The sequence below is a fragment of the Microbacterium sp. NPDC076895 genome (genome assembly GCF_040687115.1).
Classification (GTDB): Bacteria; Actinomycetota; Actinomycetes; order Actinomycetales; family Microbacteriaceae; genus Microbacterium.
The window spans coordinates 229,906-245,159 of record NZ_JBFBMQ010000002.1; the positions used below are offsets into that span (position 1 = coordinate 229,906).

Consider the following 15,254-nt stretch of genomic DNA (forward strand, 5'->3'; position numbering starts at 1 on the left):
TACGAGACGGTCACGAGGCTGACGCCGCGGCCTCGTCGTCCTCGGTAGCGACCAGTTGCCCGCACGCGCCGTCGATCTCTTTGCCGCGGGTGTCGCGCAGGGTCGTCGGGATGCCGGCGGCATTCAGCCGCCGCACGAACTCGTTCTGCACACCCGGTTCGGATGCCGTCCAGATCGAGCCCGGGGTCGGATTGAGGGGAATCGGGTTGACGTGCACCCACCCGCGCCCGCGCTCGTTGAGCTTCTGCGCGAGCAGGTCAGCGCGCCACGGGTGGTCGTTCATGTCTTTGATGAGGGCGTACTCGATCGAGACCCGACGCCCCGTCCGCTCGAAGTAGCCACGAGCGGCATCCAGCGCCTCATCGACCTTCCAGCGGGAATTGACCGGAATGAGCTCGTCGCGCAGCTCGTCGTCGGGGGCGTGGAGCGACAGGGCGAAGGTGACTGGGATGTCTTCGGCGGCAAGTTTTGTGATCGCCGGCACCAGACCCACTGTCGACACTGTGATGCCGCGAGCGCTCATGCCCATGCCGTGCTTCTTGTCGGTCATGACGCGGACGGCCTGCATGACGCGGGCGTAGTTGGCCAGTGGCTCGCCCATTCCCATGAACACGATGTTCGAAACACGCTCAAGGGACTGGTCGGTGCTTCGCTTGCCACCGAGCTCCCCCCGGGCGATCACCTGATTGGCTCGCACGACCTGATCGACGATCTCGGCAGCCGACATGTTGCGGGTGAGGCCCGCCTGGCCGGTCGCGCAGAACGGGCAGTTCATTCCACATCCGGCCTGGCTCGAGACGCACAGGGTGATCCGGCCGGGATAGCGCATCAGCACTGACTCGACGAGGGCGCCGTCATGCAGCTTCCAGAGGAACTTGATCGTGTCGCCCCTGTCGGTGTCGAGCCGGCGAACCTCGGTCAGCAGCGGCGGCAGCAGCCCCGCGACGAGCTCCTCGCGACCGGATGCCGGTAGGTCGGTCATCTCTGCCGGGTCACTCGTCCAGCGCGTCAGGTAGTGCCGCTCGAGCTGGCCGGCGCGAAAGCCCGGCAGACCCAGTTCCTTGGCCTTCTCGACGCGCTGTTCCGGTGTCAGGTCGGCCAGGTGCACGGGAGGCTTGCCGCGCTTGGGGCTCGCGAACTGCAGCAGCGGCCGCCCCTCGGCATCCTTCTTCTGCTGCCAGCCTTCGGTGGCCGGGCGCACCTGCGGCGCGCCGGAAGACGTGGGAGGAAGCGCGCGAGCCATGACTCCAGGGTAAGCGAGCGGATGCCGCGCAGCCCTCCATGCCCTGCGACGCCCTGTTGGCCCTGTCAAGCCCTGTTGGCCCTGTCAAGCCCTGTTGGCCCTGTCAAGCCCTCCCCACGAGGAGACCCGCCCAGTACCGTGAGGTCGTGCCCCACGACGATCTCGACATCCGCCCGATCACTCCCGACGACGCCGGCGAGGTCCTGACACTCCAGCGCGCCGCGTTCGTGCAGGAGGCGCTCATCTACGGCACCCCGCACATGCCTCCGCTGACCCAGACGCTGGAGGAGATCACCGCCGAACTGGTCGAGAACCTCGGCTGCGTCGCCCTGCGGGGGCCCCGGATCGTCGGAGCCGTCCGCGCGCAGCAAGACGGGGAGTTGCTGCTCATCGGGCGGCTCGCCATCGCACCCGATCAACAGGGCGAGGGAATCGGGACGGCTCTGCTCGCAACCGTCGAGCAGAGGGGAAAGGATGCCGGCGCGACGGCAGCCGAGCTCTTCACCGGGTCGCTGTCGGAGGCGAATCTGCGCCTGTACGAGCGCGAAGGGTATGTCGAAAGCGAGCGTGTGCCCGGCGATGACGGCATCGAGCAGGTGTTCCTGCGCAAGCAGCTCGACTGAGCGGGGAGCGCAGCCGACCGTGCGAGTCAGTCGAGGAAGATGTCGGGGAAGAGCTGATCATCCGGCGTACCCGGCACCGCCGCGTATCGCGAGAAGTCAGTGACACCCGCCGCCTCAAGCACGTCCTCGACGATCAGTGTCTGGCCGGTGTACTCCCGCGAGGGCTTCGTGATCACCTCGTACGCGGCATCCGCGTAGATCTCGGGCGTCCGGCTCACCTTCATCATCTGGTCGCCGCCGAGCGCGAACTGTACGGCTGCTGTCGCGATCGTGGTGCGCGGCCAGAGCGTGTTCGCCGCGATGCCGTCTTTCGCGAACTCGGCGCCGATGCCGAGGGTTGCCATCGTCATCCCGTACTTCGCCAACGTGTATCCCGTGTGTCCGCCGAGCCACCGCGGCGAGAGGTTCAGGGGCGGCGACAGCGACAGGATGTGCGGGTTCTCGGCCTCGCGCAGGATCGGAACAGCCGCGCGCGACAGCATGAACGTGCCCCGCACGTTCACACCCTGCATGAGGTCGTACTTCTTGGCAGTGAGGTCGAGCGAGCCCGACAGATCGATGACGCTCGCGTTGTTGACGACGACGTCGATCCCACCGAACTCGCCCTGGGTCTTGAGCACCGCCGCCGCGACGTCGTCATCATTGCGGACGTCGCCGACGATCGGGAGTGCGCGACCACCCGCGGCCTCGATCGCCTCTGCCGCGGTGTGAACAGTGCCCTCAAGCTTCGGATGCGGCGTGTCGGTCTTCGCGAGAAGAGCGATGTTCGCGCCGTCAGCGGCGCACCGCAGTGCGATCGCAAGCCCGATTCCGCGACTACCGCCGGAGAGCAGAACGGTCTTTCCGGCAAGCTTCTTCTCGGTCACGCGTGGTCCTTCCGTGTGGCGGCGTCGTTCTTCGGGGTGCGCGAGGCAGCAGCGAACGCGGCGATTCGCGTGCGGGCTTCGTGAGTGACGAACTGGTCCCCGATCGTCTGCGCCTCATCCTCGAGATTCTGAGCGAACGCGCGTCCCGCACCGGAGCGCACGAGCCGCTTGGCCTCACCGAAGGCCGCTGCAGCACCTGACTGCCAGAAATCGGCTACCTCTCGAGCGCGCGAGGCCACCCGGTCGGCCGGGACCACTTCGTTCACGAGGCCCCACTCAAGGGCTTCTTCGGCTGTGATGGTGCGGTCCTGCAGCAGCAGCGTGAGTGCCCGCCGTTGCCCGATCGCCGCGGGCAGCAGGGTCGAGACCCCGAGGTCGGGGGTGAGGCCGATGTTGGCGTACTTGCTCACAAAACGCGCGGCCTCGGAGGCGACGATGTAGTCGGCGCAGAGCATCAGACCGAGACCGCCGCCGGCTACCACTCCCTGAACTGACGCCACAATCGGGGTTGACGAGCACACCAACGTCAGAATTCCCTCGTGGATGATCCGCGCCATGGCGGTGACTGCCTCACCACCGCTCCCGTCACCGGGGTCGGCCTCGGCCATCGCGACCACGTCGCCGCCCGCGCAGAACGCGGGGCCTGCGGCATCCAGCAGAATTGCTGTCACGGTGGGATCCCCCGTGAGCTCGACAGCCACATCTCGCCATCGACGGCCCATCTCGAAGTCGACGGCGTTCAGGCGTGCAGGGCGGTTCAGTGTGACGTGGGCGAGGCCGTCGGCGACCTCGACCAGGATGGAATCGCTCATCTCGGCCTCCTTCAGCGGTGAGGGTGCGGCACACGGCGTTCCCCATTGAAACCTCCCGCCACTCTACTCTCGCCACCATCGCGCGCGAGCCCGCGTTTCACTATCTGTGACACTGCGTCCCACTCATATCTGCCGGCGGCGAAGCAGCGATCCGCAGGGCCAGCGGCGGTAGGGTGGCGGCGTGAGCGGAGAACGGCGGCGCAGCTACTCCATCGGAGTCGCGCTCGACTGGTTCTTCTTCGTGTTCGCCGGCATCTCGGCGCTGTGGCTCGCGTACCTGAGCTTCACCGAGTCCTTCCGTGTCGGGTGGTGGGGGATCCTCGTCGCGATCGCCTTCTGGGCGCTGCTTGCTTACCTCGTCCTGCCGCGCATCCACCGCATTCTCACGACGATCTACGTACCCGGCTATTTCATCGGACGCACCCGCACGAGCGACGGGTTGCTCGGCGATCCCGTCAACCTTGCCTTCATGGGCGAGGAGGCTGCGCTGCACGAGGCGATGGAGCACGCGGGCTGGACTCTCGCCGATCCCGTGACCCTGCGCTCATCGCTTCGGATCGTGACCTCGACGCTCACCCGGCGCAGCTACCACCGGGCGCCCGTGAGTCCACTGTTCCTCTTCGGCCGGATGCAAGACTTCGCCTACCAGCAAGAGGTCGACGGCAATCCCGCGCAGCGTCACCACGTGCGGTTCTGGCGGTGCCCTGACGACTGGCCGCTCCCCGGCGGTCGCCGCGTCGAGTGGCTCGCGGCGGGCACCTTCGACAGTTCCGTGGGCTTGTCACTGTTCACGCTCCAGGTCACCCACCGCATTGACGCCGACACGGATGTCGAGCGCGACCACATCGTCAGTTCGCTCCTCGCCGCGGACCCGACGATCCGTGTCGAGATCATCGAGGACTTCTCGACGAGCTATCACGCTCGTAACGGCGGCGGCGACTCGATCCGCACCGACGGCGACCTGCCGATCCTGGATCTGCGCCCCCTGGCGGTAGCCGAGGCCGCCGCCATCGAAACAGGCCACGACACCACGGATGGGTCCCTCCCGGCTTCTGATAGCAGCGCGGGTGTCTTGGTATCTGCGGCGACGACGGAGGCCCCGCAGGGGCTGCCCCGCAAGCGGGCAGCCTTCGAACCGCCGACCACATTGTTCGCCCCGCTCACCCGAGATCCCCGGATGCGTCGACCCGCCACGATCACGACGGGAACGCTTCTGCTGCTGCTGCGCGTGCTTGCCGGCATCGCTCTGATCATCGGACTGTGGGCGGAGTGGCCCGACGTGATGGATAGCGCCGACCTCGCCGTCGGCGGCGATGTGCTCACCGCCGAGGAGGAACAGTTCGCCCTCTGGATCGTGATCGCCCTCATGGGTGTGAGCCTTGCGGTTCAGGTGAGCGTCGTACTCTCGCTGTGGTGGGGCCGCAACTGGGCGCGACTGATCGTCATGGTCTTCGCGGTCATCTCGATATCGACGGCGTTCACGACCTGGTTCCTGCGAGAAGAGGAGATCACGCTACGGACCTCGCTCCTCGCGGTCGGTCTCGATGTGCTGATTCTCCTTGCGCTCTCCAGCCGCAGCGCTGCTGCCTACTCTCGACGTCGCGAACGGCGCCGGTGAGACCCGATGCAGACGGCGCGGTTACCGCGGCGCCATGCGAATCGCCCCGTCGAGGCGGATCGTCTCACCGTTGAGGTAGCCGTTCTCAACGATGCTCATGACCAGCGCCGCATACTCGGCCGGCCGGCCCAGTCGCGCCGGATACGGCACCTGCTGACCGAGCGAGTCCTGCGCCGCCTGAGGCAGACCTGCGAGCATCGGTGTCTCCATGATTCCGGGAGCGATCGTTGCGACACGGATGGCGTGACGGGCAAGTTCTCGCGCGATCGGCAGCGTCATGGCGTGCACGCCACCCTTACTGGCGGCATACCCCGGTTGCCCGATCTGCCCGTCGAAGGCGGCGACGCTGGCGGTGTTGATGATCACGCCACGGTCGCCGGACTCGGCATCCGGGTCCGTCCTCGCGATCGCTGCCGCAGCGTGTGCGACGACGGTGTATGTGCCGACGAGGTTGATGCGCACGATCCGCTCGAACGCGGCGATCGACGACGGCTCCCCGTCACGGTCGAGCACCTTGGCCGGGGGTGCGATTCCAGCGCAGTTGACCACGACGCGCAGCGGACCGGATGCCGACGCCACCGCCACCGCCGCCTGCACTGCTTCGGCATCCGTCACGTCGGCCGGAGCGAAAGTGCCACCGAACCTTTCAGCAACCTCGGCGCCGGGCGACCCGGGTAGATCGACAATCGTCACCAGCGCACCGCCCGCAGCGAGCCGCTCGGCGGTCGCCAACCCCAGACCGCTCGCTCCGCCGGTGACGAGAGCTGCCGCACCATTGACCTTCATCTGGCTCTCCTTCGATGTCGCGCCCCAGGCTACAACCGAGGCGACCGCCGGCTCAGGACGGGCCGAGGATGAAGTTCCAGGAGCCGGCCAGGACGGCGGCGGTGACGGCTACCGCGGCGATCGCGGCACCGAGCAGCACCAGCAACCATTCAGCCAGCCCGAACCGGGACTCTCGCGCCCACGTCCGCGGACCGGGTGCGCCGAAGCCGCGGGCCTCCATGGCCACAGCGAGCTTCGTCCCCCGTCGAATGGAGAGCACGAGCAGGGCAAAGGCCATCCCGAGGAAGCGACGGATGCGGCCACGGTCGGCGACACCGCGCGATCGGCGGGCGAGTTCCAACGCACGCCAGTCATCGACGAACAGGCCGACCATGCGCAGCCCAGCGAGCCCGCCGAGGACGAATCGGGCCGGAAGACGGAGCACCTGCGCGAGCCCATCGGCCAGGTCGGTCGGATCAACGGTGGCAAAGAGAACAACCGACGGCAGTGCTATCGCGAGCACCCGAAGCATCGTCGCAAGCGCCAGAGCGAGCGACCCCTCGCTGATACGCACGACGAACCACTCCGCGTAGATGTGGCCGCTCGCCTGGCCGTACAGGGCGATCGTCACACCGGTCAACGGCGCGAGCAGCCAGACGATCCACGTGCGCCGCCAGAACTGCCGCCAGCCGAGGCCAGCGAAGGGGAACAGGGCGAGTTCGATCACGAGCGCCACCCCCGCCGACACTGCATCCAGGGTCAGCACGAGCGGAATCGTGAGCACGACGATCGCGAGGAGCTTGGCCACCGGGTTCAGTCCCGCCACCCGCGAAGGTGCGACGATGTGGATGTCGATCACGACGCCCCACCCAGCACGAAGCGGTCGGCATCCAGGGCATCGGCGACCTCGAGATCGTGTGTGATCGTCACGACCGCCGAGCCCTCGTCACGCACCCGCGCAAGGAGCGCGACGAGCTCGGCCCAGGTGCGGGCATCCTGGCCGAACGTGGGTTCGTCGAGAACGAGCACACGAGGCCGGGTCGCGAGCGCCGCGGCGACCGTGAGCCTGCGTTTCTCACCGCCCGAGAGTGTGTAGGGATTCGCCTCGGCGAGGCGGTCCAGCCGCAGCCGGTGCAGCAGTTCATCGACCCGCGCCGTGACCTCGGACTCGGCAAGCCCGAGGGCGCGGGGTCCGACCTCGAGTTCGCCGCGAACCGTGCGTGCGAGCAACTGATGCTCGGGGTCTTGGAACACCATGCCGAGGCGCGTCAGCAGGGCGCGCGAGGGCCACTCGTGAGGATGCCCCCGCTGACCGTCCGCGAGCGCGGAAGACGGCACGACCGTCCCCGAGGCGGGCGGGATCAGCCCGGCGAGGGTCAGCCCGAGTGTGGACTTTCCGGCGCCGTTGGGCCCCGTGATCGCCGTCGCCACCCCCTCCGTCACCTCCAGGTGAGGGATCTCGGCGATCGGACGCCCCGGCACGCGCGCAACCACGAGGTCATCCGTCGATACGAGGACGGATCCCCGAGAGCGGGTAGCCCGAGGCGGCCGCGCCGGTCGATGCCCCGGGACCCACACACCGGACCGGGCGAGTTCGTCGCCCCGATCACGCAGCACCGCCTCGGGCGACCCATCGGCGACGACGCCGCCCGCCTCGAGGACCACGACGCGATCGATGAGCGCCTCCCAGGCCGCTACCCGGTGCTCGACGACAACGAGGGTTGCTCCCGTCCGGTCGACAACCCGGGCCACGGCATCCCGCACCTGCACGACCCCGTCGGGGTCGAGATTGGCCGTCGGTTCGTCCAGGATGATGAGCCCTGGCCGCATCGCGACGATGGCTGCCAGCGCCAGCCGCTGCTTCTGCCCGCCCGAGAGGGCGCTCGTCGAGCGATCGAGCGGAACGTCGAGTCCCACCAGCTCGAGAGCCTCGTGCACCCGCGACCAGATCTCGTCGCGGGGGACGCCGAGGTTCTCGCATCCGAAGGCGACCTCGTCGCCCACGCGCGCAAGAACGACCTGAGAGTCGGGGTCCTGAAGCACGAGGCCAGCCCTGCCGCGCGCCGCGCTTGGCGGAACAGCGTCGAGGCGAATGGAGCCTTCACTCTCGCCCTCGTCCGCGCCGAGCACGCCAGCGATCGCCCGGACGAGCGTCGACTTGCCAGACCCCGACGCCCCGAGCAGCAGTACGCGCTCGCCCGGCTCGATCCGCAGGTCGATCTCACGCAGGGCCCACGCCCGCCGGCTCCCGTGCCGCCACCCCCACCCGTCGATGCCGATGGCGACGGGATGGCGCGGAGCGGAAGGGATCTGGGAAGACTGTGCCGTCACGTCAGACGCGCTGCCGGACCTCGCGCCCGGCCGGGAAGGCATCAAGCGCTCCCGTGGCGGCCAGCGCTCGCACCAGCAGCCACGAGAGAAGGCCAGCAATCACCGCCCCAGAGATCACGGTGCTGATGAGGTAGACGATCGTGAAAGTCACGTCTGCCCCCGCGTACCAGAGGATCAGATTGTTGATTCCACCGGCCAGGGCTGCGCCAGCGCCGGCGAGGATGGCCACCGGCAGCGTCCAGACGCGGTAGGCGAAGATCAGGAAGATGATCTCGGCGCCGAGCCCCTGCACAAAGCCGGCCTCGAGCGTCAGGAACCCGCCCCACTGGTTGCCGACCAGTGCCGAGACGACGGCAGCGAGCAGCTCGGTGTAGATCGCGGCACCCGGCTTGCGGATGACGAGAGCACCCAGAACCCCGGCGAAGAGCCAGGGTCCGTCCAGCAGACCCTGGAGGCCCGGCAGCAGCGGCTCGAGCAGCGTACTCGGCCCGACGTAGCCGACGTTCCAGGCCAGGAAGATCAGACCGGATGCGACACCGATGACGCTGGCGACGACGATATCGACGATCCGCCACCGGAACCGGTTCGTGACGGTGGTGGGGGTGGACGACGAAACAGACATTGTTCTCCTTCCTGCGCTGGCATGACCCAGATCAGGTTCGACGGTCGAAGCGTGGATTCGCTTCCTCTCAGCCCGGCACACCGGACTCCCGTGGTTCGTGGTGCCGAGTATACGCGTCAGGTACGGATAATCTGGGCGGGATGACTGACACGGAGGCGCCGGCCGCCCCCGACCCGACCGACGCCGACCCGGCGTCGAGTGCGGCCGCGGGCGCCGCCGTTGAGCGCGCCGACACCGCTGCCCTGCAGTGGGCCCGGCCCACGGGAGCCCCCGTGTCACGGCCGGCACCGGAACGCTCGGACACCGGCGATCTCCTCGACGGGATGCCGCGTCGGTCACTGCTGCGCGGAACCGTCATGGGCCCGACCCTTGTCGTTCTCGCCGTCATCGCGGCATACGCCGCGGTCACGCTGCTCTGGCCGCTGACCGCTGTCATGCCGACTGCGCAGCCCGTCGATGTGGCACCTCTCACGGCATCCGCCGCCGCCCCGGCGTGGCCGGCAGACGGATCGGCTGCGGTTGCCGTAGACGGGTTCGAGTCGACGGCCGCCGACGCAACCCTGGTCTCAACGACGGATGACGCACCGCTGGCGAGCATCACAAAGCTCGTGACCGCACTCATGGTGCTCGACCGACAGCCCCTCGCGCCCGGTGAGACCGGCCCGGAGTACGCCTTCAGCTCCCGTGATCGGTCGACCTACTGGAACTATCGCGGGCGCGGCGAGTCGGCCCTGGACGTTCCCGTGGGCGGCTCTCTCAGCGAGTACCAGATGCTGCAGGGACTGCTGATCGGCTCCGCGAACAACTACGCGTCCAGACTGGCCGACCAGTTCTGGCCCACGGACGAGGTCTTCGAGAGCGCCGCTGCCGACTGGCTGCGCACACACGGCATCAGCGGCATCACGGTCGTCGAACCGACCGGCATCGACTCCGATAACGTCGGCACGCCTGCGGGCGTCATCGCGCTCGGTCGCAAGGCGCTCGAGAACCCCGTGATCGCCGAGATCGTGGCGACCCCGTCGGTCGATCTTCCCGGCGCCGGGGTCGTCACGAACACGAACGATCTGCTCGCAGATCCCGGCGTCGTCGGTATCAAGACGGGGTCCCTCTTCGTGAACGGCCGCGAGGTCGACGACCTGGCCACCGCAAAGAACATCACCGTTGGCGACCACACGGTCCGCGCGTATGCCACCGTCCTCGCCCAACCCAGCGACGAGCTGCGTGACAGTGCCGCCCGGGCGTTGCTGGCCCAGCTCGAGGCTGAGCTCACGACCCCCTACGTCATCCCCGCAGGAACGGTAGTCGGGACCGTGCAGACCACGTGGGGATCGACCCCGGAGATCCGCACCACCGCGGACGCCGCCGTCATCCTGTGGAACGGCGCGGCGTCGAGTTCGTCATCCGCCCTCGTCATCGACGAGTGGGAAGCCGGATCTCCCGCGGGGACGTTCACCCTCACAGGCCCCGTGAACTCGACCACCGTCGAAGCTGCCGTCTCGGCCGAGATCGAGCAACCGTCCCCGTGGTGGCGCCTCACCCACCCGCTGCAGCTGTTCGGACTCATCGACTGACAGACACGGGACGCCTCGCGGGGCTACCTCAACTCCACAGGGGCGTCGGCGGCTGGAACGAGAAGGCCTGATCGAGAAGGCCTGCGGGAAGCTCCTCACCGGGGGCGGGGCTCCAGCGCGGTGAGCGGTCTTTGTCGACGAGTTGCGCGCGAATCCCCTCCACGAGATCCGGCTGTGTCATCCCGAACCAGAGAACGAGCCCATACTCCTGGGTGAGAGCGGCCCGCAGGTCGGGGAGCTTCCGCGCGCGTCTGACGGCCTCGAGCGTGACCGCGAGCGCCGTGGGCGGGAGCGCCTCCAGGTGCGCGGCAGTCTCGCGCGCTGCATCCTCGGGCCGCCCCTGCAGTGCCGAGACGATCTCGGCGACGGTGGGCTGGGCGAACGCGACGTCGATCCACTCCCGCTGCCGGGTCACGGTTCCGGGAGCCGGTTCTGTCGCGACCGCCTGAATCGCACCGTCGAGATCGGCTCCGGACACCAGGTCAGACAGCAGAGCTTCGAGCCTGCCGCTTGGCACGTGGTGATCGGCCAGACCCGCCTCGATGGCATCGGCGGGCCCGACGGTGTTGCCCGTCAGCGCCAGGTACTCGCCGACTCGCCCGGGGGCACGGCCGAGCAGCCAGGACCCGCCGACATCCGGCGTGAAGCCGATCCGTGTCTCGGGCATCGCGAGCATTGATCGCTCGGTGACCAGACGGTGAGATACGTGGCCAGCAAGGCCAATGCCGCCGCCCATCGTGATCCCGTCGGCGAACGCGACGATCGGATGCCGATACTCCGCGATCCGGGCATTGAGGGCGTACTCGGCGCGGAAGAAGGCTTCGACCTGTTCGGGGTGATCGCCGATGAGTGTGTCGTACAGCCCACGAACATCGCCCCCGGCGCAGAACCCGCGATCGCCGGCGCCGCGCAGAACAACAGCCCGAATACTGTCGTCCTGCTCCCACCGATCGAGGGCCGCAGCGAGAGCCTCGACCATCTCGAGGTCGAGGGCGTTGAGCGCGCGGGGGCGTTGCAGGGTGAGGATGCCGATCTCGCCGCGCTGCTCGATCTCAACCGTCGGTGCCGTCGTCTCCACCGTTCCACGGTAGCGACAGGCCGCCACGAAGGGGGGTCTTCGACCCGCCTCGGGCGTGGTGCCGCATCCGGGACCGCTCCGTCAGCCAAACTGGTGCGCAATCCACACCCAGGGAGGGGCTCTTCATGCCCGACGGACAGGTTCTGGAGTTCGCGGGGCTCACCAAGCGCTTCGGGACGATCTCGGCGGTCGCCGATCTCACGTGCAGCATCCAGCCCGGACGCATCACGGCGTTTCTCGGACCCAACGGGGCCGGCAAGACCACGACGCTGCGGATGCTGCTGGGACTCATCCGTCCCACATCGGGCTCGGCGACCATCGGTGGTCGCCGCTACGACGAACTCGCCCATCCGCTGCACACTGTCGGCGCGGTCCTCGAGGCCACCGGCTTCCATCCCGGCCGCACGGGTGCAGCCCATCTGGCCGTGTACGCGCAGGCTGCCGGCATCCCGCGCTCGCGCGTCGATGAGGTGCTGGAGCTTGTCGGACTCACGCACGCTGCGGGACGCAAAGTCGGTGGGTATTCGCTCGGAATGCGTCAACGGCTCGGGGTGGCGTTCGCGCTGCTCGGCGACCCGGGCGTGCTCGTGCTCGACGAGCCCACCAACGGCCTCGATCCCGAAGGCATCCGCTGGATGCGGTCGTTCCTGCGCACCCTGTCTGGCGAGGGGCGGACCATCCTGGTGTCGTCTCACCTGCTCGCCGAGGTGCAGCAGACGGTGGATGCCGCGCTCATCATCTCGGGCGGCCGCCTCGTCTTCGAGGGGTCGCTTGCGGACCTCGCCTACCAGGAGGTTCCTGTCACCCTCGTCGACGCACCCGACCGCGGCGCGCTTGTCGCAGCGCTAGAGGATTCCGCGGTTCCGCTCGAGCACCTGCGCACCGGCATCCAGGTGCAGGGCCTCGACGCTGCTCACGTGGGAGCGATCGCTGCCTCTGCCGGCGTCGCCCTCTCGGCACTGACCGACCGGGGGCCGGCTCTCGAGGAAATCTTCCTCGAGTACGTCAACGGAACGAGGCCTCCTCTCCTGCTGACGGATGATCCGCGACGTGTGACACCCCCGGACGCTGACGACGCTGACGAAGAGCCGGCGGCAGAAACCGTGACTGACTCTGACGCCGATATCGCCTCGGTAGCTGACGGGACGGACGAGCCCGAAGGCGCGACAGATCCGGTGGAGCCTGACATGGACCCTGAAGCGAGAGCCGACGAGGAAGGGGCGAACCGATGACCGTCGCCACCGTCACCCGGTCGGAGTTCACGAAGTTCTTCTCGACATCTCTGTGGTGGGTGCTGGGCCTCGTGCTCGTTGTCTACATCGCCTTCACCGCGGCGGCGCTCGCGTTCGCGATCGGTGCAGTCGGCAGCGGGATGCTTCCTGGCGAGGGCGCACCGGTTCCGACCGAGGGAGTCGCACCGGTGTTGTATTCACTGGCGGCAAGTGTCGGATACGTCATCCCTCTCATCCTCGGAACCCTCATGGTCACCTCGGAGTTCCGGCACAAGACCCTCACGGCGACGTTCCTCACGACACCGCGCCGGGGAACCGTGCTGTGGGCGAAGATCGTCGCGGGCATCGTCGTGGGCGCGGGCTTCGGGATCGTCGGCGCGCTGTCATCCGTCGGGCCGGCCGCTGGCCTCCTCGCAGCGTTCGGGGTCGAAACCGACCTCGGTGTGGGCTCAACCTGGGCGCTGATCGCGCGGGTCGTACTCGCTCTCACGATCTGGGTGATCGTCGGGATCGGCGTCGGCGCGCTTGTGCGCAACCAAGTGGCTGCCGTCGTGGGGGTGCTCGTGTTCACCCAGTTCCTCGAGCCCATCGCCCGCGCGGCGGGAGCGTTCGTGTCAGGACTCGATACCGTCACCAACTACCTGCCGGGCGCAGCGAGCGATGCCCTGGTCGGGGCAAGCATCTTCCAGATGGCGGGCGCGGGCACCAGCACGAGCGGACTCGAATGGTGGGCGGGCGGCGCCGTCCTTCTCGCCTATGCCGCCGTGCTGCTCGTGCTCGGCTACGCGCTGAACTGGCGCCGCGACGTCAGCTGACGAGGTCGGCGACGTCTTCGGCAGGGCCGTCGACGTCGAGCCGCAGCGCTTGAACGAGCGCTAGCCCGTGGCGCGTCGTGAGAACGATGCGCTGATAGTCCGGGTGCCCCTCGAGGTCGATCACGACGCCGGGACGTCGACCTCGCACGACGACGAAGTCCTCGCTGCTCGCCGACTTCCACGTGCCCATCGCGATGACTCCGCGCACATGCGTTCCGGGACTCGGCACCCCGCGAAGCCAGGTCCAGACGTCGTCGGTGAGTTGGACTTTTGCGATCGTGCTGCGCGGGATGTCTACATTCTGCCGACGGAATGCAAGCAGACGTTCCGACCCCGACAACGTCACCTCCAGCTGGGAGGAGTCGAGCAGCAGCGTCACCATGAAGCTAGTCTGCCAGCGCCGTTCCCGCCCTTACGGGGAGTTTGCTTACAAGCCCGCAACGATCCCTCTGCACCCTCCCTCCAACGGCAGACGCTCTGGCGCGATCGACAGCACGTGCACTCTCCGCGTCAACTGCACCGTCGACAACGACTGCGGCGTCCCGCGCGCCGAACCGGGAGCTTGAGCTCCTCAGCGAGCCTCCACTGATTCCTGGTCCCTTGTCGGCATCCGATCATAGGTCGGCTCCACCGCTCGCTCCGTGCGATCGCTCTTTCCAGAGTCCGACCCTTCGGGTCTGCGCTTAGGCGCGTGGATCCCGAGCGTCTTCACGAGCTTGTCCATCCCCCGCGTGCTCACGCCTGCGAGGTAGCAGTCCGCGACGACGGTGATCATCGCCGTTTCGGCGCGCTTGCGGCGCGCGAGCAACCACTCCGGGATCTGGACGTCGATCGTACCGACCCGGGTGTCCAGGTCACGGTGCCGATAACCGTTGCGTTGCGCGACACGGTCGGCGCTGGGCTTGCCCCATTCGGCGCCGACGACGGCGTCCACGTCGGCGGACAGCAGCGCGTCGATCATGGTCTGCAGCAGCGAGCGCATCAGATCCGGCGATGCGTCGGTCAGGGCTTCAGCGAGCACGCTCGCACGGTCGACAATAAGACAATAAGAGGTGCGATCATCGTGATGACTCCGTTCGAGAGGGATGTGAGAGTTTCCTCGAAGGATCACACGGTGACCGCGTCTACGTCATAGCGACAAGCTCGGCCAGCCACCACGCGCTACACACTATGCGGGACTCAACTCACGAGGAGCGAGCGCATCCACACGTTCTTGCCTGTAACCCTCATCTCCTCTACCACGAGGGTCCCGGCCAGAGCCTCGTAGTGCTCCGGGCTGCCGTGGTGGCGCGAGTTGATCTCGACCCCGGTGCCGTTTTCCAGGTCTCCCGCCGCCCCGAATCCCTTGTCCCCCTTTCTACCTACAGACAGCACTACAGCGAGTCACTAGCGTGACTGCTGTCTCAGAAAGGAGATTGATACGGAACGAAGAATTGGTCGACGTCGAGTATCACTGATTGCCGCTGGTTTTGCTGCGGCGCTTCTCACTGTCGCCATCGCATCACCGGCAGGTGCAGAACAAGTCCCGCCCGGACCGGAAGCCCCGGCTGAAACAGCGCTGATGAGCCCTGGATCATCCACCTCGGAGGTAGTCTTCGCCGTCCCGGCGACCTCCACGTCCAGGTCTGAAGGGGGCGTGGCGGCGGCCGCTGCTTCAAGCTATACGTGCCTGTTGACG

At 67.8% G+C, this 15,254-nt stretch carries 15 protein-coding genes, 1 pseudogene and 1 riboswitch; of the genes and pseudogenes, 5 read left to right on the forward strand and 11 right to left on the reverse strand.

Features of this window, described 5'->3' with window-relative positions; genetic code table 11:
• Positions 1–10: 10 nt before the first annotated feature.
• Complete coding sequence (gene rlmN / locus AB0O89_RS02810; protein ID WP_363493951.1) at positions 11–1,243, reverse strand: 23S rRNA (adenine(2503)-C(2))-methyltransferase RlmN; 1,233 nt, start codon at positions 1,241–1,243, stop codon at positions 11–13.
• A gap of 146 nt (positions 1,244–1,389) precedes the next feature.
• On the opposite strand from rlmN, the gene AB0O89_RS02815 reads away from it, so the two are divergent.
• Positions 1,390–1,866 (forward strand): GNAT family N-acetyltransferase, encoded by a 477-nt coding sequence (locus AB0O89_RS02815; RefSeq protein ID WP_363493953.1) that lies wholly within the window; start codon positions 1,390–1,392, stop codon positions 1,864–1,866.
• 26 nt (positions 1,867–1,892) lie between these two features.
• On the opposite strand, the gene AB0O89_RS02820 is transcribed toward AB0O89_RS02815, so the two are convergent.
• The gene (locus AB0O89_RS02820; protein ID WP_363493955.1) at positions 1,893–2,732 is read right to left on the reverse strand and encodes an NAD(P)-dependent oxidoreductase; all 840 of its coding nucleotides are present in this window, start codon (positions 2,730–2,732) and stop codon (positions 1,893–1,895) included.
• A complete protein-coding gene (locus AB0O89_RS02825) occupies positions 2,729–3,544 on the reverse strand; it encodes an enoyl-CoA hydratase-related protein (protein WP_363493957.1) in 816 nt (271 codons plus the stop codon). Before AB0O89_RS02825 ends, AB0O89_RS02820 begins: the two co-directional genes overlap by 4 nt.
• A gap of 181 nt (positions 3,545–3,725) precedes the next feature.
• Between AB0O89_RS02825 and AB0O89_RS02830 the strand changes: the two genes are divergently transcribed.
• Complete coding sequence (locus tag AB0O89_RS02830) at positions 3,726–5,162, forward strand: LssY C-terminal domain-containing protein (RefSeq protein ID WP_363493959.1); 1,437 nt, start codon at positions 3,726–3,728, stop codon at positions 5,160–5,162.
• Positions 5,163–5,183: 21 nt separating this feature from the next.
• On the opposite strand, the gene AB0O89_RS02835 is transcribed toward AB0O89_RS02830, so the two are convergent.
• The 4 genes from AB0O89_RS02835 to AB0O89_RS02850 form a co-directional block, all read right to left on the reverse strand.
• The gene (locus tag AB0O89_RS02835; RefSeq protein ID WP_363493961.1) at positions 5,184–5,948 is read right to left on the reverse strand and encodes an SDR family NAD(P)-dependent oxidoreductase; all 765 of its coding nucleotides are present in this window, start codon (positions 5,946–5,948) and stop codon (positions 5,184–5,186) included.
• Between the two features lie 52 nt (positions 5,949–6,000).
• A complete protein-coding gene (locus AB0O89_RS02840) occupies positions 6,001–6,786 on the reverse strand; it encodes an energy-coupling factor transporter transmembrane component T (RefSeq protein WP_363493964.1) in 786 nt (261 codons plus the stop codon).
• On the reverse strand, positions 6,783–8,258 hold the full coding sequence (locus tag AB0O89_RS02845; RefSeq protein WP_363493966.1) for an ATP-binding cassette domain-containing protein: 1,476 nt from the start codon (positions 8,256–8,258) through the stop codon (positions 6,783–6,785). The genes AB0O89_RS02840 and AB0O89_RS02845 overlap by 4 nt, the downstream gene beginning before the upstream one ends.
• A 1-nt stretch (position 8,259) precedes the next feature.
• Positions 8,260–8,880, reverse strand: coding sequence for an ECF transporter S component (locus AB0O89_RS02850; RefSeq protein ID WP_331791945.1), 621 nt, complete (start codon positions 8,878–8,880; stop codon positions 8,260–8,262).
• Positions 8,872–8,982, reverse strand: a riboswitch (TPP riboswitch). It overlaps the preceding gene by 9 nt.
• 38 nt (positions 8,983–9,020) lie before the next feature.
• Here AB0O89_RS02850 and AB0O89_RS02855 point away from each other — a divergent pair.
• A complete protein-coding gene (locus tag AB0O89_RS02855) occupies positions 9,021–10,451 on the forward strand; it encodes a D-alanyl-D-alanine carboxypeptidase (RefSeq protein WP_363493968.1) in 1,431 nt (476 codons plus the stop codon).
• Between the two features lie 28 nt (positions 10,452–10,479).
• Here AB0O89_RS02855 and AB0O89_RS02860 read toward each other — a convergent pair whose 3' ends face one another.
• Entirely contained in the window at positions 10,480–11,529 is a 1,050-nt protein-coding gene (locus AB0O89_RS02860; protein ID WP_363493970.1) for an enoyl-CoA hydratase/isomerase family protein, read from the reverse strand.
• 125 nt (positions 11,530–11,654) lie between these two features.
• Here AB0O89_RS02860 and AB0O89_RS02865 point away from each other — a divergent pair, with 125 nt between their 5' ends.
• Both AB0O89_RS02865 and AB0O89_RS02870 read left to right on the forward strand, forming a co-directional pair.
• The gene (locus tag AB0O89_RS02865; RefSeq protein ID WP_363493972.1) at positions 11,655–12,761 is read left to right on the forward strand and encodes an ABC transporter ATP-binding protein; all 1,107 of its coding nucleotides are present in this window, start codon (positions 11,655–11,657) and stop codon (positions 12,759–12,761) included.
• Positions 12,758–13,576, forward strand: coding sequence for an ABC transporter permease (locus AB0O89_RS02870; RefSeq protein ID WP_341578746.1), 819 nt, complete (start codon positions 12,758–12,760; stop codon positions 13,574–13,576). Before AB0O89_RS02865 ends, AB0O89_RS02870 begins: the two co-directional genes overlap by 4 nt.
• On the opposite strand, the gene AB0O89_RS02875 is transcribed toward AB0O89_RS02870, so the two are convergent.
• The 3 genes and pseudogenes from AB0O89_RS02875 to AB0O89_RS02885 all read right to left on the reverse strand — a co-directional run bounded on the left by AB0O89_RS02875 (position 13,569) and on the right by AB0O89_RS02885 (position 14,950).
• On the reverse strand, positions 13,569–13,958 hold the full coding sequence (locus tag AB0O89_RS02875; RefSeq protein ID WP_341578747.1) for a hypothetical protein: 390 nt from the start codon (positions 13,956–13,958) through the stop codon (positions 13,569–13,571). The two genes, AB0O89_RS02870 and AB0O89_RS02875, sit on opposite strands and share 8 nt — an antisense overlap.
• A gap of 306 nt (positions 13,959–14,264) precedes the next feature.
• Positions 14,265–14,615: pseudogene (locus tag AB0O89_RS02880) on the reverse strand (transposase); the annotation flags it as partial.
• A 140-nt stretch (positions 14,616–14,755) separates the two neighbouring features.
• Positions 14,756–14,950: a hypothetical protein gene (locus AB0O89_RS02885; protein ID WP_300590741.1), complete on the reverse strand. Its 195-nt coding sequence runs from the start codon at positions 14,948–14,950 to the stop codon at positions 14,756–14,758.
• Between the last annotated feature and the right edge of the window lie 304 nt (positions 14,951–15,254).